The organism is Clostridium malenominatum (assembly GCF_039521365.1).
GTDB lineage: Bacteria > Bacillota > Clostridia > Clostridiales > Clostridiaceae > Clostridium_AW > Clostridium_AW malenominatum.
Map to the genome: position 1 here is coordinate 441,570 of NZ_BAAACF010000003.1, position 26,519 is coordinate 468,088.

Annotated in this window: 24 protein-coding genes and 1 other annotated feature (1 of these 25 only partly in view); of the genes, 3 read left to right on the top strand and 21 right to left on the bottom strand. The window is 31.3% G+C overall.

Translation table 11 applies throughout. The features are described from left to right. Positions 1-12 precede the first annotated feature (12 nt). Positions 13-525, bottom strand: a complete 513-nt coding sequence (gene nrdG, locus ABDZ69_RS13945) for an anaerobic ribonucleoside-triphosphate reductase activating protein (RefSeq protein WP_343770550.1) — start codon at positions 523-525, stop codon at positions 13-15. 1 nt (position 526) lies between these two features. Continuing rightward, positions 527-2,644: an anaerobic ribonucleoside triphosphate reductase gene (locus ABDZ69_RS13950; RefSeq protein ID WP_343770552.1), complete on the bottom strand. Its 2,118-nt coding sequence runs from the start codon at positions 2,642-2,644 to the stop codon at positions 527-529. A gap of 263 nt (positions 2,645-2,907) precedes the next feature. Between ABDZ69_RS13950 and ABDZ69_RS13955 the strand changes: the two genes are divergently transcribed. Continuing rightward, positions 2,908-3,906: a DUF3048 domain-containing protein gene (locus tag ABDZ69_RS13955; RefSeq protein ID WP_343770554.1), complete on the top strand. Its 999-nt coding sequence runs from the start codon at positions 2,908-2,910 to the stop codon at positions 3,904-3,906. 48 nt (positions 3,907-3,954) lie between these two features. On the opposite strand, the gene ABDZ69_RS13960 is transcribed toward ABDZ69_RS13955, so the two are convergent. Beyond that, complete coding sequence (locus ABDZ69_RS13960) at positions 3,955-5,046, bottom strand: sensor domain-containing diguanylate cyclase (protein ID WP_343770556.1); 1,092 nt, start codon at positions 5,044-5,046, stop codon at positions 3,955-3,957. A 112-nt stretch (positions 5,047-5,158) separates the two neighbouring features. Here ABDZ69_RS13960 and ABDZ69_RS13965 point away from each other — a divergent pair, with 112 nt between their 5' ends. Beyond that, positions 5,159-5,335 carry a hypothetical protein gene (locus tag ABDZ69_RS13965; RefSeq protein WP_343770558.1) on the top strand — a complete coding sequence of 59 codons (177 nt, stop codon included), beginning with the start codon at positions 5,159-5,161 and terminating at the stop codon, positions 5,333-5,335. A gap of 36 nt (positions 5,336-5,371) precedes the next feature. On the opposite strand, the gene ABDZ69_RS13970 is transcribed toward ABDZ69_RS13965, so the two are convergent. The 5 genes from ABDZ69_RS13970 to ABDZ69_RS13990 all read right to left on the bottom strand — a co-directional run bounded on the left by ABDZ69_RS13970 (position 5,372) and on the right by ABDZ69_RS13990 (position 9,602). Beyond that, positions 5,372-5,563, bottom strand: coding sequence for a ferredoxin (locus tag ABDZ69_RS13970; RefSeq protein ID WP_343770560.1), 192 nt, complete (start codon positions 5,561-5,563; stop codon positions 5,372-5,374). Between the two features lie 103 nt (positions 5,564-5,666). Further along, entirely contained in the window at positions 5,667-6,509 is an 843-nt protein-coding gene (locus ABDZ69_RS13975) for an Mrp/NBP35 family ATP-binding protein (protein WP_343770562.1), read from the bottom strand. A 24-nt stretch (positions 6,510-6,533) separates the two neighbouring features. Next, entirely contained in the window at positions 6,534-7,745 is a 1,212-nt protein-coding gene (locus ABDZ69_RS13980; RefSeq protein WP_343770564.1) for an ABC transporter permease, read from the bottom strand. After that, on the bottom strand, positions 7,723-8,439 hold the full coding sequence (locus tag ABDZ69_RS13985) for an ABC transporter ATP-binding protein (RefSeq protein WP_343770566.1): 717 nt from the start codon (positions 8,437-8,439) through the stop codon (positions 7,723-7,725). Before ABDZ69_RS13985 ends, ABDZ69_RS13980 begins: the two co-directional genes overlap by 23 nt. A gap of 14 nt (positions 8,440-8,453) precedes the next feature. Continuing rightward, complete coding sequence (locus tag ABDZ69_RS13990) at positions 8,454-9,602, bottom strand: efflux RND transporter periplasmic adaptor subunit (protein ID WP_343770568.1); 1,149 nt, start codon at positions 9,600-9,602, stop codon at positions 8,454-8,456. Positions 9,603-9,769: 167 nt separating this feature from the next. Here ABDZ69_RS13990 and hcp point away from each other — a divergent pair, with 167 nt between their 5' ends. Next, positions 9,770-11,422 (top strand): hydroxylamine reductase, encoded by a 1,653-nt coding sequence (gene hcp, locus ABDZ69_RS13995; protein ID WP_343770570.1) that lies wholly within the window; start codon positions 9,770-9,772, stop codon positions 11,420-11,422. A 59-nt stretch (positions 11,423-11,481) separates the two neighbouring features. Here the strand turns inward: hcp and ABDZ69_RS14000 are convergent, their stop codons facing one another. The 13 genes from ABDZ69_RS14000 to metG form a co-directional block, all read right to left on the bottom strand. Next, positions 11,482-12,303, bottom strand: coding sequence for a YhfM domain-containing protein (locus ABDZ69_RS14000; protein WP_343770572.1), 822 nt, complete (start codon positions 12,301-12,303; stop codon positions 11,482-11,484). A 65-nt stretch (positions 12,304-12,368) separates the two neighbouring features. Then, positions 12,369-12,959, bottom strand: a complete 591-nt coding sequence (locus ABDZ69_RS14005; RefSeq protein WP_343770574.1) for a hypothetical protein — start codon at positions 12,957-12,959, stop codon at positions 12,369-12,371. Between the two features lie 86 nt (positions 12,960-13,045). Next, positions 13,046-14,200, bottom strand: a complete 1,155-nt coding sequence (locus ABDZ69_RS14010; protein ID WP_343770576.1) for a DUF7922 domain-containing protein — start codon at positions 14,198-14,200, stop codon at positions 13,046-13,048. A gap of 73 nt (positions 14,201-14,273) precedes the next feature. Continuing rightward, the gene (rsmA, locus tag ABDZ69_RS14015) at positions 14,274-15,107 is read right to left on the bottom strand and encodes a 16S rRNA (adenine(1518)-N(6)/adenine(1519)-N(6))-dimethyltransferase RsmA (protein ID WP_343770578.1); all 834 of its coding nucleotides are present in this window, start codon (positions 15,105-15,107) and stop codon (positions 14,274-14,276) included. Further along, positions 15,097-15,651, bottom strand: a complete 555-nt coding sequence (gene rnmV, locus ABDZ69_RS14020; RefSeq protein ID WP_343770579.1) for a ribonuclease M5 — start codon at positions 15,649-15,651, stop codon at positions 15,097-15,099. Before rnmV ends, rsmA begins: the two co-directional genes overlap by 11 nt. 47 nt (positions 15,652-15,698) lie before the next feature. Then, on the bottom strand, positions 15,699-16,739 hold the full coding sequence (locus tag ABDZ69_RS14025) for a resuscitation-promoting factor (protein ID WP_343770581.1): 1,041 nt from the start codon (positions 16,737-16,739) through the stop codon (positions 15,699-15,701). A gap of 270 nt (positions 16,740-17,009) precedes the next feature. Beyond that, complete coding sequence (locus ABDZ69_RS14030) at positions 17,010-17,777, bottom strand: TatD family hydrolase (RefSeq protein WP_343770583.1); 768 nt, start codon at positions 17,775-17,777, stop codon at positions 17,010-17,012. A 35-nt stretch (positions 17,778-17,812) separates the two neighbouring features. Continuing rightward, positions 17,813-18,925, bottom strand: a complete 1,113-nt coding sequence (locus ABDZ69_RS14035; protein ID WP_343770585.1) for a DUF362 domain-containing protein — start codon at positions 18,923-18,925, stop codon at positions 17,813-17,815. A 136-nt stretch (positions 18,926-19,061) separates the two neighbouring features. Then, positions 19,062-19,307 (bottom strand): hypothetical protein, encoded by a 246-nt coding sequence (locus ABDZ69_RS14040; protein ID WP_343770587.1) that lies wholly within the window; start codon positions 19,305-19,307, stop codon positions 19,062-19,064. A 3-nt stretch (positions 19,308-19,310) separates the two neighbouring features. After that, the gene (locus tag ABDZ69_RS14045) at positions 19,311-20,861 is read right to left on the bottom strand and encodes an HAL/PAL/TAL family ammonia-lyase (protein WP_343770589.1); all 1,551 of its coding nucleotides are present in this window, start codon (positions 20,859-20,861) and stop codon (positions 19,311-19,313) included. A 25-nt stretch (positions 20,862-20,886) separates the two neighbouring features. Next, the gene (locus tag ABDZ69_RS14050; protein ID WP_343770591.1) at positions 20,887-22,452 is read right to left on the bottom strand and encodes a BCCT family transporter; all 1,566 of its coding nucleotides are present in this window, start codon (positions 22,450-22,452) and stop codon (positions 20,887-20,889) included. Between the two features lie 247 nt (positions 22,453-22,699). Further along, positions 22,700-24,316, bottom strand: a complete 1,617-nt coding sequence (locus ABDZ69_RS14055) for a sigma-54 interaction domain-containing protein (protein WP_343770593.1) — start codon at positions 24,314-24,316, stop codon at positions 22,700-22,702. 190 nt (positions 24,317-24,506) lie between these two features. Then, entirely contained in the window at positions 24,507-26,441 is a 1,935-nt protein-coding gene (metG, locus tag ABDZ69_RS14060; RefSeq protein WP_343770594.1) for a methionine--tRNA ligase, read from the bottom strand. A gap of 61 nt (positions 26,442-26,502) precedes the next feature. Next, positions 26,503-26,519 (bottom strand) — a binding site (T-box leader) (it continues 220 nt past the right edge of the window).

Below are 26,519 nucleotides of genomic sequence, written 5' to 3' on the forward strand. Positions count from 1 at the left end.
TGTATGCTACTACTATATATTCTCAAATAACATTACTTCTTGAGATAATATACTAGCTTTGACATCTATTATTCTTTGGTTACTAGAACCTTTATATTTCAAGTTTTCTGAAGCCTTATCTTCTTCGAATTTTCCATCTACTAGAACATCAATATTATTTAGTAAATCTCTCCACCCTTTAAATTTATCCAAATAATCAATTATATATTCATAAGTATACCCTGTGTAACACCATACATCAAGACCTTCATTTTTAATAAATCTAGCCAACTTCCCTAGATTTTCTGCCTGTTCAAAAGGTTCTCCTCCCGAGAGAGTAACTCCTCTTATCACTGGTACATTGTTTTTTATTCTATCTAAAATATGTACTATAGGCACTTCTTCTCCATATCCAAAATCTTGCATAGCCTTATTATGGCAACCAATACAATTATGATTACATCCTGCTACAAATAAAACCGCTCTAATTCCTGGCCCATTAGACAAGGAATTATCTAAAAATCCTGCCACTTGAAGTTTCGTCACATTACTCACCTGCATTATAAAAATTAACTCCGCTAGTGTGTGAGATTCTATCTGTTCTCTCTGCAACTTTTCCACTTCCAAATCTTTCGTCAAGACTTAAGTACCCTGTTACTCTTGAAATACCTTGTATATTTATACTTCCGCACTTATGACACTTACATTCATTGCTATTCAAATAAGTACCACAATCTTTACAATATTTAATATGAAAATTTATACCCATATAATTTATATTAGTACTATTATAAGCATAATTCAATATATCCATTATATTATCTTCATTAGGATAGTTGTCTAATTCTATATACGTTATATGTCCACCATTACAGATTTTATGGTATGGTGCTTCTATATTAATCTTTTCTTTTATAGATATAGGATAGCATACTGGCACATGAAAGCCATTAGTATAGTAGTCCTTATCTGTAACTCCTTTTATTTTACCAAAAACCTTTTGATCTTGAAGTATAAACCTTCCGCTTAATCCCTCTGCTGGAGTAGCATAACAGGACCAATTTAACTTTGTTTCTTCAAGAGCTTTGTCTGTAAAGTTTCTAATGTATTGTATTATGTTTAATCCAAGTTCTCTAGCATCTTCTGATTCTCCATGATGCTTTCCTATAAGTGCCTTTAATGTTTCTGCAAGACCAATAAATCCAATAGTCCAAGTGCCTTGTTTTAATATAGGCTCTATATTATCCTCTAAAGTAAGATTTTCTGAACCCTTCATAAGTCCTTGACCTGCAACAAAAGGCAAATCCTTTACCTTCAATTTTTTTAGCACATCATATCTATGAAGCAAAGATTCCTTAGCCATGTTTAATCTATTATCAAGTAAGCTAAAGAACTTATCTAAATCTCCCTTAGCCAATATTCCCAATCTTGGAAGATTAATTGTTGTTGGTGCAATATTACCTCTTCCCTTTACATCAGGTTCTCCGTTTATATTATTTTGAACCCTAGTCCTGCAACCCATTGTAGCTGGCATATATCCCTTTTCATAGTATTCTAAGTTAAAGTCTGAATCTATATTCATAAATGTTGGATTCATTCTCTTACTTGCAACTCTACAAGCTAATTTAAATAAATAATAGTATGGATCTGATGGTTTTTTATTCATTCCATCCTTTACTCTAAAAATTATATTTGGGAAAACTGGCTGCTCACCTTTCCCTAAACCTTTTTCATATTCCATTAAAAATATTTCACATACTAAAGCTGCATCTTCAGATTGTGGTATTCCTATATTAATAGAGCTAAATGGCACCTGAGAACCAGCTCTTGAATGCATTGTATTTAAGTTATATACTATACCTTGCATAGCTTGGCTAATGCTTTTTCTTAACCTTTTTTCTACTAACTGCTCTATCATAGATTCCTCTAAGCCAACTTCTCTATATTCTCTTCTAATGTCAACTCTAGTTGGTTCAATAAATATAGCCATGTCATTATCAAAATCTGGATGAGATTGTCCACCAAACATATCATTTTGAGTAGACTGAAGCAATATACAGGATAATTCACAAGCTGATTCTATTCTTTTAGGCGGTCTAATATAACCATATCCCGTATTAAATCCTCTCAATAAAACTTCTTTAGTTGGTATATGTAAACAATTTGTTGTTAAATTATAGCTATCTAAATCATGATAATATATGTCTCCATTTTCATGAGCTTTTGCTAAATGCTTAGGCATCATTGCTAAGTTATGCCACTTGTTTGATTCACTAGCTATTCTTAATAGCTTTGATGAAAAATTATTCCCAACATTAGCATTATCTCTATCTGTCTCTACACCAATGCCTTCTATAGCTTTCATTAAATCTGATTTTATTTCTCTAATCTTTGTTCTTTCTTTTCTATAGTTAGCATAAATTGCGCCTATTTCTTTATATCCATTTTGAACTAAAGTTACTTCTACTAAATTTTGAATTTCTTCTACAGATATTTCTTCACTATTTATATCTTCTAATCTCTTAATAATTTTTTGAGTTATATCTATAAATTCACTTTCTTTTAAGTTATAAGCAATCTCTTCTGACGCTCCTTTTATGGCGCTAGTTATCTTTGTGCTATCAAAAGAAACTTTTCTCCCATCCCTTTTAACTACATGTAGCATGACTAATTCCCCCTACCTACTATATATTGTGTTTGTACTGTGTCATTATACTATGCCAAAAAATATTTAGCAATTTTAAAATTAACTATATTGTAATGATATATTCATTTACTACCCACTTCCTTTATATATTTCCTTATATTATATAGATTGGCAATTTGCTTTTATATTTTATCGTATAACTTTAATTATAATTTAAGTACTATTAAATAAATTAAAAATCTGGTAAAATATATATAATAATTTCTATAGGGGTGGATAGTATGAAGAAACTCATATATTTAATTATCTCAATATTTTTACTTTTAGGATGCAGCAAACCTTCACAAGCGGTAAATGAATTTAAGCAAGATCAAGTTAAACAAAAAGAGCCTAAGCAAGAGGAAAAATTCTTTTCTCCTTATACCGGTGAAGAAATTGATAAAAACACTTATTCTAAAATTCCTTTTATGGCTATTATAGAAAACTCAAAATTATCTAGACCTCATTCAGGACTAATTCATGCAGATATAGTTTATGAAACCATGGCAGAAGGTGGAATCTCCAGATTTATTGCTCTTTATCATAAAAATGATTCCTCTAAAATAGGACCTATTAGAAGCGCACGACCATATTTTTTAGATATATCTATAGAAAATAATCTTCCCTTTGCCCATTGTGGATATAGCGAGGAAGCAAAGCAACGTATACAAAAGGAAAATCTTCCTAGTTTAAATGAATTTACCTATGAAAAATATTATTGGCGTGATAATAGCAGGCAGTATGAACATAGCCTTTATACTTCTTCTAATTTAAGAGAATTAATTAAAGACAAAAATTTAGTTAGTTCCCCTAGAAGTTCTCTTAAGTTCGATAAATTATTTTGGGAAAATAACGGTAATAACGCTACAGAAGTTTCATTAAAAATAAACACGTATTATACCACTTCTTATGTTTTTGAAAATAATGCATATACAAAATACATGGATGGAGAAAAATGCATAGATAATGAAGAAAATCTACCTGTGGAAATAGATAATATTATTATCCAACTTACAGATATTTCATTGCAAAATGATGGCATCCACATAGACGTAAATCTTATAGGAGAAGGCGATTGTTATATTATAAGCAACGGTAAATATGTCAAAGGTAAATGGGTTAAAAAATCCCTTACTTCCCCTACAGTATTTTTAGATAGCAATAATGTAGAAATTCCCATGAATCCTGGAAACACATGGTGGAATATTTTTGACCATAGAATAACTATTAGATTTGAGTAATTACTATTTCATTAGGCGTTGAACCAAACAAAAGGATATTCACCACATCTATATAATGCAGTGGAATATCCTTTTATTTTTATACATTTCTCTATCAGCTCTTGCTAAAATTTCATCTACAGTAATACCTTGCTCTGAGTTAACACAATATATTCCATAACTAAAATCTAAACCTAAATTACCAAACTTTATTTTTTGTATTTCATTTTGTATGATATTTATTTTTTCCTGAGATTTTTCCATTGAACAATTTTTCAATAAAATTACAAATTCATCTCCTGATATTCTAGCACAAATATCTTGTCCAACCTTTTCTTTAATTACTTTAGAAAACTCTATTAACGCACAATCTCCAACACTATGGCCGTAAGTATCATTTATTAGTTTAAAATCATTTATATCTATAGATATAACACATAATGTGGCGTTGTTTTCCTTCATGTTCACAACTTCTTTTTCAAATAGATATCTAAAATATCTTCTATTAATTAATCCTGTGAGTTCATCATGATTAGCTATAACTTTTAATTTATTTTGTACGTAATTATTTTTTATTACTAACTCTAAATCTCTTTTTATGTAATCCATAAACATTCTATCTTCTTCAGTAAATACTTTATTACTATTAGTGCTATCAATATTTATTAATCCTATTAACTCATCATCAATATATATCGGAGAACTTATAGTACAAGCCATATCTAGTGCATTGTTTAATTGTAACTGTTGATTTTTATCTTCCCCTAATGTTTTTTTATCAAATTTTGATGGATTTTTTATTATCACACTTTCCTTAGAGCTTCTATTACTAATAAAAATCTCTTCTTTAGAAAAGCATATATTTTTCAATGCTTCGGAATATCCAACGAGTGTTTTAAAATGAAATTTACCATCTTCCTCTAATAACAATATACTGCCCTTAGATGCATTAGAAATTAGCTTTATAGAAGTGCCCAAGACTATATTATATAGTTGCTCTTCATCTTCTGTATGTACAATTTTATAAGCAATTTCATATAGAGATTCCTTAATTTTTTGCAATTTTTGTACATGAGATCTCATCTTACTTATTTTAATAAATTGCAGGCATGTAGTAATTAGAAGTATTAATAAAAACAAATCTTTTAATAACCTTTGCATATCATCCTCCACAGTAATACAGCTTAATGTATTCTTTATATTTAATATTAATAAATTACCATGATATTGTAAATAATATTTTATGAATATATTTTATGAAAGGATGATTCGAATGGTAGGAAGAGTTATTGATATGAATAACACAGCAGTATTTGTAAGCTTTGAAAATGGTTTAACTATAGATGTAAATAAGTTTACTCTGCCTTCTAATGTGAAGATAGGAGATACTGTAAGAATTGATACCGAAGCTCCAAAAATGACTAACGATAAACTAGTAGACTTCTTTTAAGACATAAAAATAGGAGGTTTTTCCTCCTATTTTTTATTAACCTTCTACAAAAATAGCATTAGTTGGGCAACTACTTTCAGCTTCCTTGGCTGCATCTTCTGAATCTGTTGGAACTTCATCCACTATAGCTACAGCTTTTCCGTCATCCTCCATTTCAAAAACATCTGGAGCAATTCCTGGACATAATCCACATCCTATACAAGTATCTTTATCTACATGTGCTTTCATAAATATAACCTCCTTAATCAATAAGATTATGATTTTAGTTTTACCTAATAGTAATTTATTTATAACATACTATTTATGGCAATTAAAGTGCCTAATCCAAAATTTACATAAAATTTTTAAAGTTTGTTATTAATTCATTATAACCATTGTTTTCCATAACATACTTTTCTGCTTCTCCCTTTTCTAAACTATCTACCAAATCCAAATTTATTGGCATCTCCGCTAGAAGAGGTATTCCTAGATACTCAGCATGTTCCTTTGCAGACTTTTTGCTAAATACTTTAATTTTTTCTCCACAATCCCCACATTGTACATAGGACATATTTTCTACTACTCCTATTATCTTAACTCCTAGCTTTTCAGCCATTATAATTACTTTTTTTACAATCATAGAAACCATGTCTTGTGGGGTGGAAACTACAACCATTCCTGTAACTGGTATACTTTGCATTATAGTTAGAGCAATGTCACCAGTTCCTGGTGGCATGTCAATAAGCAAATAATCCAATTCCTCCCACACAGTATCTGTATACATTTGAGTGAGTACTCCAGTTATTACAGGTCCTCTCCATATAACCGGTTCCTCTTCTTTTTCTGTAAGTAAGTTTAAAGATATAACTTTTATTCCTTCATATGTTTGAACTGGTATAAACTTAACCTCTTCGCTATTTTCTACAGCATGTATCTCTGCTCTTTTTTCATTTATTCCAAAAAACCTAGGCATAGATGGCCCTGTTATATCTCCGTCTAAAACCCCTACTTTATAGCCAGCCTTGCTTAACTCAGTAGCTAATATTCCTGTAACTGTAGATTTACCTACTCCACCCTTACCACTTATTACTCCGATTATATTCTTTATTTTACCATACTTTGGCAAAATCTTAGAACATCCTTTTTCTTTACTACTACATGTTGATTTACTTGCGCAGCTATTACAATCGCTCATTAAAATTCCTCCCTTTTCCTCTTGTTATTCATATCTTAAGGCTTCTATAGGATCTAATTTAGCGGCTTTTCTAGCAGGATATATTCCAAAAAAAATACCTACTGCTGAAGAGAAAAAAATCACTCCTAATATAACCTCAATAGATACTGAAGGGGTTATATTAGCAAAAATCCCTATTATTTCTCCACCAATTATACCTAAAATCATACCTATTATACCACCAATCAACGATATTATTAAAGATTCTGTCAAAAATTGCATTAAAATTACCTTAGTTGTAGCACCGATAGCTTTTCTTATTCCTATCTCTCTAGTCCTTTCTGTAACAGAAACTAACATTATGTTCATAACTCCGATTCCTCCAACTAAAAGAGAAATAGCTGCCACCGCTCCTATAAAAGCAGTGAATATGTTTAAAACCTTATTTATCTCTTCCATCTGCTTCAATACGCTATCTATCTTATATATTTCTTTACTTTTATTATTATGTCTATTTTCTAGTACACTTTTAGCGCCATTCCCCGCACTTTCCACATCATTTTTTCCAACAGCCATAATATTTAAAGTATCTATATTAAAATCATTGGGATACAATATTTTTAAAAAAGTATCTGGTGTATAAATAAACGTGGGCATATTAGTTTCTGAAGGGTCTATAAAAGGACTAGTAAAGCCTTTAATTACTCCTATTATTACTGCAGTTTTTATAGAACTTTTAGCCCCAACTTTTACGGTCTCTCCTACTACATCTATATACCCAAATAAACTTTTTGCAGAATGTTCATCAATTACTATAACTCCTTTGCCTTCATTATACTCTCTTTCATTGAAAAACCTGCCATAAATTACTTCTTCATTAGATATGTATACTAAGTTACTGTTGCCTCCAGTAATTAAAGCCCTTCTACTTTTTTTATCAGAACTTACTACTCCATTTCTTTGAATTGAAGGAGACACATATTTAACTTTTTCCACTCTGCTTTCTATTGCTTTAATATCATCATAGCTTATATAGTCACCATTAGATGCCTTAGATGCGTTTACCTTTAGAATTACAGTTGAGGATCCTATTTTCTCAAATTCTCCTGTTATTTCATTTTGAGCACCACTACCCAAAGATATTATTGTAATTACAGAACTTATTCCTATAATTATTCCAAGCATAGTTAAAAAGGATCTTAACTTATTGCTTCTTATACTATCTATGGCTATCTTAAAATTTTCTATCAACCTCATGAAAATCTCCCCTCCTGCTTTCAACCTTTCCATCGCTAACTATTTTCCCATCTTTCACCTTTACTATTCTTTTTCCATATTGGGCGATTTCTAATTCATGAGTAACCATTATTATAGTTGCCCCTTCTTCATTTAATCCTCTAAATATAGTCATTATATCCAACGAAGACTTTGAATCTAAATTTCCCGTAGGCTCGTCAGCCATTATAACTGAAGGTTTATTTACTATGGCTCTAGCAATAGCAACTCTTTGCCTTTGTCCTCCTGATATTTCATTAGGTTTGTGATGTATTCTATTGGTTAGTCCAACCTTGTCTAGAGCCTCTAATGCTTTATCTCTTCTTTCTTTTTTAGAAACTCCGCTATAAATCATTGGTAACTCTACATTCTCTAACACATTCATTCTTGGCAATAAATTAAAAGATTGAAATACAAAACCTACTTCTTTATTTCTAATATAAGCTAATTCATCATCAGATAAATTTGAAACATCCTTATTATTTAATATGTAACTACCACTATCTGGTCTATCTAAACACCCCAATATATTCATCAAGGTTGATTTCCCTGATCCCGAAGGCCCCATTATAGCTGTAAACTCCTTTTTATCAATGTTAATATTTACATTATCTAAAGCTAGAAAATCGTAATCTCCCATATTATATTTTTTTGTTAGATTTTTTATCTCTATCATTTATACAATTCACCTTAGCTTTCCTTCACAACTGTTTCATTTGTAATATTGCTGCTAGGATTTAATATTACCTTTTCTCCTAAACTTACACCTTCTAATATTTCTATTTCTGTATCCGATTGAAAACCTACTTTAACTTCTCTCTCTACAGCTTTCCCTTCCTTAAATATATAAACCATGTTTTTACCACCTTTTTCACTTCTTATACATTCCGCTGGTATCTTCAACGCCTTATCAACTTTTCCAGTAAGAATGTCTATATCTACATCAAAATCAATTTTTAAATCATCCACCTTCTCCAATATATCTATTGATGCATCTAAAGTTTTATCTCCTCCTAATGGTGAAGTTACCTTTTTTGCCGCAGGTTCAATCATAGATACCTTACCACTATAATTTTTTTGTATTCCTCTTATTATAACTTCTTGACCTACTTTTACTTTATTAATATCATATTTTCCTAAGGAAATTATTACTTTTAAATCTTGGACATCTTCAACGACAATTGTTGGCGTCATTCCATTTACAATAGCTCCCTCTCCACCATTAATTGCCGTTACTACTCCATCCATGTCAGCTATTATTTTATCTTTTGTCTCTTCTTTCTTTTTTCTCAAAGAATCTAAGGAAATTTTAGCCAGAGTAACAGAGTTTTGTGATTGTTTAATCTTTTCATCAGATATATTTTGTATGTTTTCCCTTTGAGTTTTTAAAGCTTGTAATTCTGGCAATGTATTTGGATTAATATTATTTTCCAACTCCTTAATTTTGTTATCCAAATCCCTAATCTTTTCTCCTATTTTGTTCTTTTGATTAATCAAGTCTCTATTTTGTAGTAATGCATTTTCATATTGTATTTCCCCTTGTTTTATGCTTTCATCCATACTAGGAATCTCAAGTTCAATCAAAACATCACCTTTCTTTACTTTATCTCCAACTTTTACATATATTCTTTTAATTTTGCTCTGAGTACCAAAATACTCTTTATACTTCTTCGACTTAATAGTTCCTGTAATGGATAAATAAGACCTTATTTCCCCTTCCTTTGCCATAGCAGTCTTTACTAAACTAGGTTTTTTCTCTACTCTTCTTATATACAAAAAAGATAATAATAACATTATTAATCCTACGGGAATTACCCATATTAAACTCTTTTTTTTCATGTCTTCACCATTCCTTAAAATAAATTTAAATATTAGCTTTAAGATATCTATATATATTATTGACAATTTTTGATTATTTATTTTAAAAAACACCCTACCATAGTGACATAAGTACACCATTATAGTACAATTAACCTATAATTATAATTAATGGGAGGGATTTATAAATGAGTATGTTTTGTTATCAATGTCAAGAAACTGCCGGCGGAAAAGGTTGTAGCGCAAGAATAGGTGTTTGCGGAAAAACAGACTATGTATCAAATCTTCAAGACTTATTAGTTTACGTTTTAAAAGGCGTGGCAGAATATAATCTACAGGCAAGAAAAGCCCATCTTAATGAGCCTATGACAGATTACCTAATATTAGACTCACTATTCTCAACCATAACAAATGCAAATTTCCACGATGAAGCTATCACTAATAGAATTGAAAGAGCTTTGAAAGAAAGAGAAGCAATAAAAAATAGATTAGTAGAAGCTAATAAGTTAGAAGATAAAGATTATAAAGATTTTGCAACCTGGCATGGAGAAAGAGATGAATTTAAAGCAAAATCTGAAGAAAAAGTAGTTGGTGTTTTAAGTACAGAAAACGAAGACCTAAGAAGTTTAAAAAGCCTTGTAATTCTTGGATTAAAAGGTATGGCAGCCTATGCTGAACATGCACATAATTTAGGATATCATAAAACTGAAATTGTTGAATTTATGGAAAAGGCATTATTGGCGACTGAAGATGAAACTTTAAATATACATGAATTAGTATCTCTTGTACTAGAAACCGGTGATTTTGGGGTTCAAACTATGGCATTGCTTGATGAGGCAAACACCTCTACATATGGAAATCCTGAAATAACAGAAGTTAACATAGGAGTTAGAAATAATCCTGCTATTTTAGTAAGTGGACACGACCTTAAAGATTTTGAAGAGCTATTAGAGCAGACAAAGGGTACAGGAGTGGATGTATATACACACTCAGAAATGCTTCCTGCAAATTATTATCCAGCATTTAAAAAATATGACCACTTTGTGGGAAACTATGGCAATGCATGGTGGAAACAAAAAGAAGAGTTTGAAAGCTTTAATGGCCCCGTTCTCTTTACTACAAATTGCATAGTACCACCTTTAGCAAGTTACGCTGACAGAATTTATACTACAGGTTCTGCAGGTTATCCTGGCTTCAAACACATTCCGAATAGAGAAAATGGACATGCTAAAGACTTTTCAGAAATAATTGACCACGCTAAAAAATGTCCTTCTCCTAAAGAAATTGAAACCGGAACAATTATTGGTGGATTTGCGCATAACCAAGTACTTGCTCTTGCTGATAAAGTAGTAGATGCAGTTAAATCTGGAGCTATTAAAAGATTCTTTGTTATGGGCGGCTGCGATGGAAGAATGAAGAGCAGAGATTATTATACTAATTTTGCAAAATCGCTTCCACAGGATACAATTATTTTAACTGCAGGTTGCGCCAAATACAGATATAATAAACTCTCCCTTGGAGATATAGCTGGAATACCAAGAGTGCTTGATGCTGGACAATGCAACGACTCTTATTCCTTAGCAGTAATTGCATTAAAACTAAAAGAAGTTTTTGAACTAGACGACGTAAATGATTTACCAATTTCATATAACATTGCTTGGTATGAACAAAAGGCCGTTATAGTTCTTCTTGCACTCTTATCACTAGGAGTTAAAAACATTCACTTAGGACCTACTCTGCCAGCATTCTTATCCCCTAATATTACTAAAGTTCTTGTTGAAAACTTTGGTATAGGCGCAATAACAAATGTAGAAAATGATATAAATCTGTTCTTATCATAAACATTAAAATGAGTTCACAGATGTCTACATCTATGAACTCATTTTATTTTCTCTTAACTTTAAAATTTATCCGGTTTTTCCGTTGTAATACTTAAGCTCCAGTCAGTATTCTTATACTCCCCGACTATATAATATTTTAATTCTTTTTTATCAACCTTATCATTAAAAGTTATTATAGATTTATATAAAGTTCTTCTATATCCTTGAGTTTTTACCGTCATTATAATATCTTGCTTAGCTAAATCCTCCTCAATCAAAGTAATTCCCTCATATTTATTTGATAGTTTACTTTTTAAATCCTCTAAATCCGTAGATAATATAAATTTACCTACATCAATATCATCTTTTAGATTGACACCTAAGGTTTTTTCTCCCTTGTTATTCTTCACATATTCATTCAATGTTTTTAAAATAGAACTATAGTATATATCCGTAAAATCCTTAGGTACTCGTATATTCCAAAAACTTTTTATTATGTCATTATCAATTCTTTTAGATACTATATATATCTTATCATCACTATATAGGTTTCCCCCGTTTTTCTTATCTAACCCTGCTACGTATTGAAATTTATGAACTTTATCATGAGATTCATGTATTTCAAATATGTAATCTGGTTTTAAAATAGACTTTTCTTTGGCTTCCTTAGCTGTAGATAAGATTTTATATAATTCTTCTATTGCACTTTGATCCGTCACTACAAATCTATAGCCCTTATCTCTTGTATTTTGTATTACAATTTTATCTATTTTCTTTCCTCTTATATACTCAAAATCATTATTCTTAAATCCCAAACTAACTTTTATAGAGTCTAACTTAGCGCAGCCTCCCAGTAGGGTTGATATTACTAACAATATAATTATAAAAGTTTTTTTAAACAAATAATTCCACTCCTTAAAACCGTTTATCCTTTGTTACTTTAATAATAATTATAACATATATTTTATTAAGATAAATTATGTTTGAAAGTTTGAATTATTGTTTTAAATACAGTAGGCATATTTTCTTTAAAGTTATCTTCTAAAACAAAAAATGAAAATCTTATGAGTTTATCATCATTTTTCTTAAAATATTCATAGCTTTTATATTTAACACCATAACTGTTTTCAATAATATATTCTATAAAATACCATTCATCTTTACCTATTTTTATAGGTTGTAATTTATAGTCCAGTATAGTGTTTTGCTCTTTAGATACTTTTTCACTCTTTTTCAGAAAGTTTATTAAATCTTCCTTAAGATTCCACACCTGAACAAATCCATGTATTTTCAAATCCTTAGATTGAAAATTATTATGATATATTACTTCCTCTCCCGGAAATTTTTCCTCCTTTGTAACCCATTCTTCGGGCAAATGATAGGTGGCTTCACCTTTCATAATTACGTACTCCTTTAAAGAATTAATATTATTTTGCATAAGAGATGTATAATTAATTTCATCCTTAAAGAATTTTTGCATTCCAAACATAGTAAACATAAGTCCAATAATTATTATTGATACTCCTAGCCTTCTTTTATTTATTAAAATAACTTTCATGTACCCACTCCCTTATTAATGTCCTATTAAAATATATGAAAGTTTTAATAAAATTATTAATAAAATAGGTATGCTAACACGCATACCTATTTTACTGGAATTAGTATAGTTGAAGTTTTAAAATCATAGAACATTAACCAGTATCCCTCACACTTTCTTGACTTTGATGGTACCCAGGTTACAAAGCCGGTTTTGCCTCCATAGGGCTGGTGTAATTTAGATTTACTGCCTGGTATGCCATATATTAAGCATTTCATTTTGCCTTCTTTATCATACTTATAACCTACTAAGTAATATTTATGAGCCATAATATAATTATGGTAATTTATCATTGGGGAATATATTACTGAATATTTATTCCAATGCATAGGGCAATTCATAGAATTTATATCTTTGGATGGTATCCTATACCAAACACAATTTTTTATTTCATCAATTTCGTCCTTCATTTCTTCATAATCCTTAGCTAGTTCATTAAAAAATTTCCCCACCTTGCATTTTGGACGTTTTTCATCTTTATTCCTTGTATATACATCATTTTCCACTGATTCCTGAGCTTCTAGTTCTTGTTGTTCTTCCCGCACTTGCTCCAATTCTTCAACTTCTAACATATCTTCTCTTGCATCATCAACTTCTACTATATCTTCTACTATATTTTCTACTATATCTTTTCTTGAATCGTATATTTCTTCTATTTCTTCTATTTCTTCAACTTCTTCTATCTTTACCCTTTGTTCTACGGATTCCTCATACTTGTCAAAAATACTTATTGGAGTAACTTCTTCCTTAACTTCTTCTTCTTCTCTGCTTTTAGGTTCAATTATTATATAATCTCTCCATTTAGGAATATCTGAGGTTAAAAATCCACTTAAAACTGGCTTTATATTAGTATCTATCATCCTTACCACTGAAGCTCCAGATATACTATCTACATCTACTCCAGTATCTCCTATATTATCCGAAGTATATTCGTAGGAAACATCCGCTCTTCCAAAATCATCTATGTTCAATTCTCCCATTTTAATTAATTTATTTGTATCTTTTTTACCAAGCACTAATATCATGTAATAAGGAGCGGCTTCCCTTTTTAAATTTTGTACATAATAAGAAATCTTACATTTATTACTTTTTACTTCAAGTTTAACATAACCCGTAGGCAATTTATCAGAAGCTATGGCATAACCTTTTTCATCTTCATTCAATATAATAAAATATCTACTATAATTCTTTTTTTGTGCCAAAATAATGTACCTCCATATATTTTATTCATTATAATATATGTGACACATTTCAAAAAGTGAACAAGATTTTACATTATAGTAAATCTTTTATAGAATTTGCTAGATTTCCAAACTCTTCTATTGACAAAGTCTCCCCTCTTCTTTTATTGTCGATATTTGAATTTTCGAAAGCTTTTTCTATTATGTTCTTATCAAATCCTAAACTTTTTAATCCATTCCAAAGGGTTTTTCTCCTCATATTAAAAGATGCTCTAATAATTTTAAAAAACAATTCCTCATCTTTTACTTCAACCCTTGGTTTATCCAGTTTATCTAATCTAACAACTATAGAATCCACCTTTGGCTTTGGTATGAACGAGGATGGCGATACTTTTCTTATAGTTCTTACATCGCAATAATATTGAACTAATAAAGAAAGAGAACCATAGTCCTTGTTATTTGGCTCTGCCGCTATTCTTTCTCCTACCTCTTTTTGTATCATTATTGTTAAAGACTTAAATTTATATTTTCCTTTAAGCAACGAAGCTATAATTGGAGTAGTCACATAATATGGTAGATTCGCAACTAACTTTACTGGATCTTCATCTTTTAATAATTCCTCAAAATCTACTTTTAAAACATCTTTATTAATGATTTCAAAATTGTCATATTCCTTTAATTCTTCCTGTAATATAGGAATTAGATCCGAGTCTAATTCTATAGCTAAAACCTTTTTAGCTTTTTTTAACAACTCCTTAGTTAAAGTCCCCACTCCTGGTCCAATTTCTATTACAAAATCTTCATTGGCAACTTCAGCTCCTGCCACTATGTCTCTAAGAACACTATCATCTATTAAGAAATTTTGTCCTAAGCTTTTTGTAAATTTAAATCCATATTTATTTACAATATCTTTAGTATTATTTTCCATAAAAATTCTCCTTATCCATTTTCTCTAGAGCTTTTAAAAACTCTTCTTTTGTAATGCCATAGTTATTTAATCTAGTCAAAATTTGATTAGCATTTCCATAACCTATTCTTAAAATCTTGCCTAGTTTTTGTCTTTTTTCTTTAGAATCTTCTTTTCCACTAAGGCCACAATATATTATATCTGCCATAGTGAAGGTCTCTACTTTATTTTTTAATTGGCACTTTGCCTCTTTTAATGCATTTATTATTGCTTCTGGTGAGGCATTTTCTACCCCTATATCTCCATCTTTTAATCCCTCTGATTTAGAGATGTAAGCATGTTTTACATCAGGTATCCTCTTAGATATTATCTTTCTAATCTTTTCTCCAGCAAAATCTGGATCAGTTAGTACTATAACGCCTTGTCTTTTATGCGCTTCTTTTATTCTTTCTATAATTCTTGCATTTATACCAAAACCACCTACTGCTATTACTTCCGCGTCTACTGCTCTTTTAACTGCAGTAATATCATCTCTTCCCTCTACTACAATTACTTCTTTTATCACTTTATCATCTCCAATACCAAAAAAACAGGAGCCTTTGGCTCCTTTTTTTATTTAAGTATATACACGTTTACCCACTTTACTCCCCAATTATATACCAGGTTGTTGTTATCAAAATAAACATCTATTTTATTTCCTTTGATAGCTCCACCGGTATCCTCTGCTATTGCATACCCGTATCCATCTACGTAAACTTTTGTTCCTAGGGGAATAACTCTAGGGTCAACTGCTATGGTGCTATACCCACCAGTATTTCTTCTCGCTTTTGTTCCTGTAGCTGTTATCCCAAAATAAGGGTGACCAGGGCTCTTGCCTGTTGATGCGTAATCTGAAGTATACGCTGTAGCTCTCATTTTAACTACATTGGAATAACGTATATTCACTCCACGAGATGGGGTATAGGTACCTAATGTACCCATAGCAATAATTTTTTCCACTGGCTTTTTAGTAACCACTTCACTAACTATCTTTCTGGAAATTTCTTTTCCATTTTCATAAACTACTCTAGTAGTAATAACTTTTTCTCCAGTTTTACCTTCTTGAATGGTTTTTTTATTTCCTTGCTGTAAATTACTATCTCTTTTAGTAACGGTAGCATAATCAAGAGTTTTAACTTCTTTTAATTCTTTAGTTTCTACTCTAGTTATAGCTACTTTTAAACCATCCTGAAGTGGCTCCTCTTTAGATGGACTTACCCTATCTAGGTCATTCAACTGTATTCCTTCTGCTGTGAGCATGGTTTCAATATCATCTTCGGCAGATTCAATAGTTAACGTTTCTCCATCTACATCCAGTTCAACCTTTACGGCTTTTTTTACATATATTTTATCTTTATCTTTTACATTGCTGTCTAACCTAGGTGTAATTTTATCCTTTGGTCCTACTTCTATTTTATTGGCGATTAAGGCTCCATTTAAGTTACTTCTAAAAGTAACTATCTTATTTTCTTTACCATCGATGTAAACATATAGAGTTTTTTTAGTGCTGTTTATTGTTATAGCACTAATCATAATTATTAACATAGTAATAAAAACTGCCTTAGGACCATTGGAAAAATGTTTTTTAATAGATTCTTTAATTTTTTCCACCACAAATACCTCCCTTTGGCAAAACGTAAGACATTTGAAGATTATATCCTCTAAACGTGGTTTTGTCAAATTCTTCTTATATTGACTGTCTAAATGCATCAATATGCATAACTTTATAAAAAAAATATTATTGCTGTTTTTTTGTGGACAGTCTCTTTAAAGGTGGAATTTATTGCTGTTTAGTTTATTATATTATATGCCAAATATTCTAGTTTTAATCATTTTCTACGGAAATATTATCCTTTTTTAGAGATACAAAGCTATTTTACACCATTATTTTATTTTTAGCAACTCCTTTGTATTTGAAATAGTGTGATTACTTAGAGTATCTATAGCTATCCCTCTGTTATTTGCAATTTCTTCCAGTACATAGTTAATATACTCAGATCTATTTCTTTTTCCTCTAAATGGAGTAGGCGCCATGTAAGGGCAGTCTGTTTCAACCAATATTCTATCTATGGGTACATCTTTGGCTACTTCTATTATTTTTCTTGCGTTTTTAAAAGTAACCACTCCAGTAAAGCCTATATAATACCCTAATTTTATACACTCTCTTGAAAATTCAACACTTCCCGAAAAGCAATGTATAACCCCTTTCACCTTAGGAAACATTTTTAATATCTCTAGAGTATCTGCGTGAGCGTCTCTATTATGAATAATTACAGGTAAATTAAGCTCATCAGCTAGCTGCATTTGTTTTACAAATGCAACCCTTTGAATTTCTCTTGGTGGATTTTCTTCGTAGTAATAATCAAGTCCAATTTCTCCTATTGCTCTAACCTTTTCATATTTAGCCAGCTCTCTTAATTCCTCTATTACTCCTTCATCTACAATATCTGCATATTCTGGATGTATTCCCACTGCTGCATAAAAGATATCATTTTCTTTGGCTAACCTAACTGAATCTCTAGCTCCTTGTAAGGATGACCCGCAGTTTAGTACACCTATTACATTACTCTCTTTCAATTCCCTTAGTATTTCTTCTCTATCTTCATCAAAACTTTCATCGTCATAATGTGCATGAGAATCAAATATAAACATGTTTTTTCCTCCTATGTATATCTGTTTTAGTTGTATTATAATACTATAAGTTCATATTCCTCTTTACCAATGCCTAGCTTAACTCCATGATCCAATCCTGTTTTCCAATTAGTATTGCTGTGAATACGACTAAACTTATCGTCACCTTGATGGTAACACTTATCTTCTAAAATAGTATTTTTCATCATTGGTGCCTTATTTACTAGATTTACGCAAGCCATATCTAGGGCAATTGGGTCAAAGGATGCAGCTATACCTATATCAGGTACTATTGCAGTGTCGTTACTATCCCAGCAATCACAATTCGGTGACACATTCATAATAAAGCTTACATGAAAATGTGGCTTATCTTTTATTACTGCGTAGGTATACTCTGCAATTTTTTCATTTGCAGTATCTGCCGATTCATTCCATACTACCTGGGCAGCGTTGAACTGACAAACAGCCACACATTGACCACAGCCTATACATTTTTCATAATTTATTTCCGCTTTTCTATTCTCATCATAGGATATGGCATCCTGAGAGCAACTTTTTATGCAGTAACCACAGCTTACACATCTCTTTTTAACTATTTTTGGTTGAGACGCGGAATGCATTTCTAATTTTCCACCTCTTGAGCCTGCTCCCATACCTAAATTTTTAATAGCACCACCAAATCCAGTCATCTCATGTCCTTTAAAGTGATTCATAGAAATAATAATATCTGCATCTGCTATGGCAGTGCCAATTTTCGCAATTTTACAGTGCAAACCATTTTCCACTTCAATTTCCCTATAATCCGTTCCCTTTAGTCCATCAGCAATTATTATCTGACATCCTAAAGTTAAAGGATTAAATCCATTCTCCATGGCAGCATCTAAATGATCCAATGCATTGTCTCTTCTTCCCTTATAAAGAGTATTTGCATCTGTTAAAAATGGCTTACCACCCAACTCCTTCACAATGTCAACAATTCTTCTAGCGTAATTTGGCCTAATGTAAGCTAAGTTTCCTGGCTCACCAAAATGAATTTTTATTGCCACAAATTTATTTTTAAAATCAATATTTTCAATACCCGCTTTTTTTACCAATTTCTCTAATTTATCAAGTAAATTAAGCCCTGGTCTAGTTCTTAAATCCGTAAAATAAACCTTTGATTTCTCCATATGAAACACCTCTCTTCATTTATATGAATATTTTAACATAAGCAATTTCATATATCAAAAATAAAAGAGGAAAGATATACCGACATAGTATTTATCGGTGCTCCTTCCTCTTTATCTATAAAAGCATTTTACTAAATTAATTATATTTAGAATACTTCTTTTTCTTAAAAACGGAACGAAGAAGTACAATCCATCCCCAGGAAATTGATAAAGCTGGAAACGTAGCTGTAATCGCCGCTTCTATAGGAGATATATGTGAAAATTTCAATGGTGTAAAAAATATTATAAATGTAATTACCAACATAATAAATAATGTAATTCGCTCACTCATTTCATATGGCGGTGTTAAAAATATTTTTCCAATATCTATTTTCACCTTCATAGTTTATGCCAACCTCCCAATCCTTTCTTCAACTAATTCAATAATTCTCCCTGAATGTATTAAATTCTTCAGTGTATTAATATGCGGATATAGATATATATCTTCTTCCATAACTGGTACAGTAAGGGCAATTTCATCTAAAACAGCCTTCGTAACACTGCTAGGTAAAAGATTTTCTTCTACAAATTGATGTGCTTGAAACACTGATAAAAGCTCTATTGCCAAAACATACTCCAGCTTTTCCGCAATCTGTGTTGATTTTTTGCATGCATTATATCCCATTGCCACATAATCTTCTTGATTTCCACAAGTTGGTATACCATCTACTGTAGCTGGATGTGATAATATCTTCATATCGTTTATCAATCCCGCTTGTGTATATTGTGGTATCATCAAACCAGAGTTAAGTCCTGGCTTTTTTATAAGAAACCAAGGATATTCAGAAATATTTCCATCTATCATTCTATTATTTCTACGCTCTGACATTTTAGCAATAAGAGTAGCTGCAATACAAGCTGAATCCATTTCAATGCCTACATAGGAAGAATCTGCATTACATCCAGAAATTGCTTGTCCATCTTCTCCTTCAGGCCATATTATTGGATTATCGCAGCAAGAGTTTATTTCTATTTCAATAACCTTTAAAGCATCTTTAAGGGTATTTTTAGCTGCTCCATGTAACTGAGGTATACATCTTATAGATAAAGCATCTTGTAGACGATAACTTTCAAAATGCTTTGCTATTTTAGAATCCCCTAATATTTTTCTTACATTTTTAGCTGTATTGCTCTGCTCCTCATGAGGACGAACGCTCATTAACTCATTACCAAAAGCTTTAGTGGTTCCCTTAAGGACTTCTAAGGTCATTGCTCCAATTATATCTGCTGCTTTTGATGATTTTATCATGTCATACAATGCTAATGCTCCAAGTGCAGTAACGCTTGTGGTTCCGGAAACAAGTATTAATCCTTCCTTTGCAGAAAGTACAGTTGGTTCTAAATTGCAAGCTTTTAGTGCTTCCTTACCCGACATTAGTTCTCCATTAACATATGCTTTTCCTTCACCTATCAATACTAGGGCTATATGTGCTTCTGGTGAAAGATATCCTACAGAGCCTTCTCTTGGTGCAAATGGAGTGATTCCTCTATTTAAAAACTCTTTATACATTTCCATAGTCTCAACTCGCGCTCCAGAATAACCTTGTCCTACATTTTGTAATACCATCATCATAGTAGCGCGTACCTGCTCAATGGATAAAGGTTCCCCAACAGATGTAGAATGAGATAAAATTATATTTCTTTGCAATTTTGCAGTATCCTCTGCCGATATAATTTCTGTGCAAAGAGCGCCAAATCCTGTAGTAATTCCATACATTATACGTTCTTCTTCAATCCACTTTTCCACTAGATTTCTTGATTTTCTTACTCTATAATAGTAGTCTTTAGAAAACTCTACCCTTGCGCCAAAACGAGCAACTGCGATTAAATCTTCTATACTTATTTTATCTCCTAGAACAACTTCTTTTATTTCGTTAGCATATTTTCTTTCCGACAAAATTATTCCCTCCCATGTTGAAAAATTATTCCTCTATTTTGTCAATAAAAAACATTTTAATAGTAGATACTATTTGTAATACAAATATAAAAAGCACCATAAAGCCACCTGATGCGGCAAGATATTTAACACCATCAACACCTTGTGCACCCCCACCATAAGCAACCATAAAGAATGATATTGCACCAATTGAAATTCCCCAAAGCATCTTTTGCCAGTTAGCAGGCTCTTCATCATGATCAATATTTTTAGTGCATATAGATGCAATAGTAGTAGTCATTGCATCTGCTGTAGTAGCAAAAGAAATGATCAGTGTTAACATAACAATTGGTATTAATATACCTGACAGTGGCATATGTTTTAGGAATGTCCACAATCCAGCTACTGCTCCGCTCTCTTTTATTGTTGAAACTAAGTCTAACACTCCCGTCTGCTGCCAATTTAGTGCTGTAACTCCCCAAACCGCAAACCAAACAAGTCCAAAGGTTGATGGAAGTATCCAGTTAATTATCATGTATTCACGAATTGTTCTACCATAGGATATTACAGCTAAGAATATGCCCATCAATGGTGCGTAAGCTATCCATATAGCCCAGTCATATAATGTCCACCACATAACTAATGCTTCTCCCCCTATATCAATAGGGTCAAGTCCCCAATTCCAGAAATTTTGGAACCAATACGCTAATCCTGCTGTAGAAATTCTACATATATATAATGTAGGGCCAACTATGAAAAGAAATACTAAAAGTACATAGAATATCTTGGAATTGAAATTTGCTAACCACTTAATACCTTTATCAACTCCTAAAGACGATGCAATGGTAAATGTAGCTGTTACAACAATTGCAAGTACTAACCACATCATTATACTTTGCTTAATTCCATAAGAAATTTCTATTCCAGAACCAACAAGCGCAAGTCCAGCTCCTAAAGAAGAAGCTAATCCCAAAGCTATAGCTAAAAGTGATAATGTGTCAATTATATTTGCCCAAATACCCTTCGTTACTTTTTCGCCGAATAAGGGTATTAAAGTAGCTGTTACAGACAACGGTTTTTTTCTATTAAAGTACATATATGCAACTGCTAATCCACATATTGAGTACATTGCATAAGGTATAAATGACCAGTTATAAAAACAACGGGCAATAGCATAAATTATAGCTGTTGAAGTGCCCGGTTGCACACCCGTTTGAGCCATCTCACCATAAATATTACCAAAATAAATTATAGGTTCATTAACGCCATAGGTGATTAATCCAGTAGCTACTCCCCCTGTAAGAGCCATAGCAAACCAGGTTAGAAATGGGAACTTAGGCTTAGCATCTGCTCCTCCGAAGCGTATTTTACCAAATTTAGAGAAAGTGATAGTACCAGCAAGGATAAGTACTATTATTGATATAATTTGATATAACCAGCCGAAGCTTCTAAGAGACCATGTGAAAGTATTCATAGCAGCTTTAGTTAATAATTCATTATTAACTATTCCTAATATGGCTGCACCTCCTACCACGATAAAAGATGGCCAAAATACTCCTTTACGCACTTCTTTTCCATGACTTTCTTTAATTATTGGGTCTTTTTTCAACATATAACTGCCTCCTTATAATTTAGATTAATTTCACTTATCTTTAGAGCAATATTCATGCCATAGAATATAAAAACCACTTTTATACTAAAATTTCTGAAAAATCATAGTTTTCAATTATGTTTTTTATATAATTGAGTTTGTTTGTATGTTCATATGCAAATATCTTTGCATATGAGTAAATTAATTCCTTAAATCCAATAAAAAAAGGCGCCCTTTTTTGGGCACCACCGCAAATTTTTTTGCTCTCCTAAATTTCCAATTTCTTTATTTTATGTTGTAGATTTTGTCTGCTCATACCTAATTCCCTTGCACTTTTTGTTATATTTCCCTCATGTAATCGAAGAGCCTCTTTTATAATTTCTTTTTCCATTCTTCTAATTCTTTCTTCCAAAGTTTCATTATTTATCTTTGGATAATTAACTTCACTTTTAATTGGTCGAATATAATCTGGAAGATCTTCTATATCTATAATTTCTTTATTACTTCCTATTTTATTAAATGCATACTCAATTGTATTTTCAAGTTCTCTTATATTCCCTGGCCAATCATAGGTAATTAATACATCTAAAGTTTCCTTATTTATAGATATTGGTTTTTCTCCATATTGCTTATATAATTTATTTAAAAAATGTTGTGTTAAAAGTAATATATCGTCTTTTCTCTCTTCCAATCTTGGAATATCTATCTTAATTGTAGAAATTCTATAATAAAAGTCCTTGCGAAATTGTTGTTTTTCCATAAGTTCAGAAATCTCTTCGTTTGATGCAGTAATTATTCTAACATCACACTTAATGTATTTATTGCCTCCAACTCTTTGGAACCTTTTCTCCTGCAATACTCTTAAGAGCTTGGCTTGCATATCCATACTAATAGAATTAATTTCATCTAAGAAAAGAGTCCCTCCCTCTGCCATCTCAAAAAAACCTTGCTTAGCGATGCTTCCTGTAAAAGCTCCTTTTTCTGTTCCAAAAAACATGCTTTCAAAAAGATTACTTGGTATAGCACTGCAATTTACATCAATGAAGGGTTTATGTCTTCTATGACTAAAAGAATGTATACTTTGAGCCACAAGTTCCTTGCCCGTTCCTGTAGCCCCAGTAATTAAAATACTAGAATTCGTTAAGGATACTTTTTTAGCAAAATGTATAACCTCTTTCATTTTATCTGATGAATGTATAATGTCTTCAAAAGTATATAATTCATCTTGATGAACAGGTCTTTCATCTTTTATATATGCCTCTAAATTTGATGAACGATTCTCAATTTTTTTTAATACGGACAAATCACTTTCAAAAACAACAGCACCGTATAAATTACCATATAATTTTATGGGATATCCAGTATTAATAGTAGTTAGTGTCTTACCCGTCTTCATTTTAAAACGATCACAACGATTATTAACTATTTCTTTTGTTCTTAATACAGTTAAAACTGTACTATACCCTTCCTTTATGTCATAGATATCCAAGAGATGCTTGCCTTTAAAATCCTCTTTATTATAATTTTGTAAATTCTCACTAGCAGGATTTGAATTTATAAAATATCCATTTCTATCATAAATTTGAATTCCTTCTGATATGAAGCTAACAATTTGTTGATAAAATTCAAGTAATACCGATTCCTCACTTAAATATAATGTTATACCTTCCATATCGTTTATCCACTGATATTTATAGAATTTATCTTTCACCTCTACTATTCCACCTTTTGGATTAATAGAAGTTCCCAGTGCATAATCAATTTTTTCTCCTATGTTCATACACCAACTATTATCTAATATTAAGTTATTATTTTCACTCATAGAGAATACTTCTTTTAATCGAAACTCATCATCAATTTTAAATATATAATTAATTATAGACATCCTACCACCCACCTTATTTAAATTTTTATATAAAAAAACCACATCTAATTACCCTAAATGTAGCTTCTATTCTTAAATAAAGTATACGTCTTTTCATAACAGTATTATATAACATAAATTTTACTATTATAGATATCTATGCGGAGATTCCTCTAAGGAAATCTCCACATTATCTATTATCTATATAAATCTATCTAACAATACTTCCTGTTGGTAACTCTTCTGGTATACTTACTGCAAACAACTTGCTGTCGTCATCTGTTGATGCTGCCAAAATCATTCCCTGGGAGATTTCTCCTCTTAGCTTTGCAGGTTTTAAATTAGCTACAAGGACTACATATTTTCCTATAAGATCTTCTGGTTTGTAGTATTGTGCAATACCAGATATTACTTGTCTTTCTTCCCCTGCTAAATCCACTTTAAGTTTTAATAGTTTTTTAGCACCTTTAACAGGCTCACAAGCTAATACCTTTACCATTCTTAAATCTACTTTTTCAAAATCCTCTATAGTTATTTCTTCTTTTAGTGGTTGCATCTTAGGAGCCGTTTCCTTTATCTGCTCTTCTTTTAATTTATTTAATTCTTCAATCTTTGCATCCATGTCTATTCTTGGGAATATGGACTCTCCCTTTATAACCTTAGTTCCAGCCCTTGTTCCATCAAAGGATGCTACGCTTTCCCATGTGGTAGCTTCTATATTTAATTGATGATTAATTTTCAGACTAGTTTCAGGTAAAAATGCTGAAATCAATACCGATACTATTCGTAAAGTTTCCGATAAATTATATAGCACTGTTCCCAATCTTTCTTTTTTATCTTCATCTTTTGCTAGTATCCAAGGAGTAGTTTCATCTATATATTTATTAGCTCTTCCAATTAAAGTCCATACCTCGTCTAAAGCCTCTGGTATTCTTAACTTTTCTATATGAGCTTCAACCTTTTTATGAGCATCTATTGCCATTGTTATTAAGCTATCATCTATGCCTTCTTTGCAAGTTGGCGCTGGAATTACTCCATTAAAATATTTTTCTATCATAGCTGTAGTTCTGGACAAAAGATTTCCTAAATCATTTGCTAAATCCGAATTAATTTTTTGTATAAATAATTCATTGTTAAATAATCCGTCAGAACCAAAAGGTATTTCTCTTAAAAGAAAATATCTTACTGCATCTGCTCCAAAATGATTTACAAGAACCACTGGATCCACTACATTACCCTTAGATTTTGACATTTTACCTCCATCTACTAATAACCATCCATGTCCAAATACCTGTTTAGGAAGTTCTACTCCTAGAGCCATTAACATAATTGGCCAATAAATAGTGTGGAATCTTAAAATATCTTTTCCCACAAGATGTACATCTGCTGGCCAATATTTTTTTAACAGTTCTTCACTTCCACTATTATATCCTAGTGCAGTTATATAGTTTGCCAATGCATCTATCCAAACATATATTACATGTTTTTCATCAAAGCTTACAGGTATTCCCCAGGTAAAGGAAGTTCTTGATATACATAAATCCTGTAATCCTGGCTTTAAGAAGTTGTTAATCATTTCATTTTTTCTTGATTCTGGTTGAATAAAATGAGGATTTGCTTCTATATGTTCTATAAGCCTATCCGCATATTTAGACATTTTAAAGAAATAAGCCTCTTCCTTAGCCTTTTCAACAGGTCTTCCACAATCTGCACATTTCCCATCTATTAATTGAGTCTCTGTCCAGAAAGATTCACAAGGAGTACAATACCATCCTTCATATTCACTTTTATATATATCACCTTGGTCATATAATTGTTTAAATATTTTTTGAACAGCATCTATATGATAGTCGTCAGTAGTTCTTATAAATTTATCATAGCTTATGTTCATTATCTTCCATAAGTCTTTTATTCCGGCTACGATTTCATCTACATATTCCTTTGGAGACACGCTCTTAGCTTCTGCTAATCTCTGAATCTTTTGTCCATGTTCATCTGTTCCTGTTAAAAACATTACATCATATCCTGTTAGTCTTTTAAATCTAGCCATTGCATCCGCTGCCACTGTGGTATAGGTATTTCCTATATGTAGATTAGCTGACGGATAATAAATAGGGGTAGTAATATAATAAGTTTTCTTTTCCATAAAAATATCCTCCTTAAGATATAATATTATAAATAACAAAAGCCTCTATACAGTATTTCTGTATAGAGGCGCAATTTA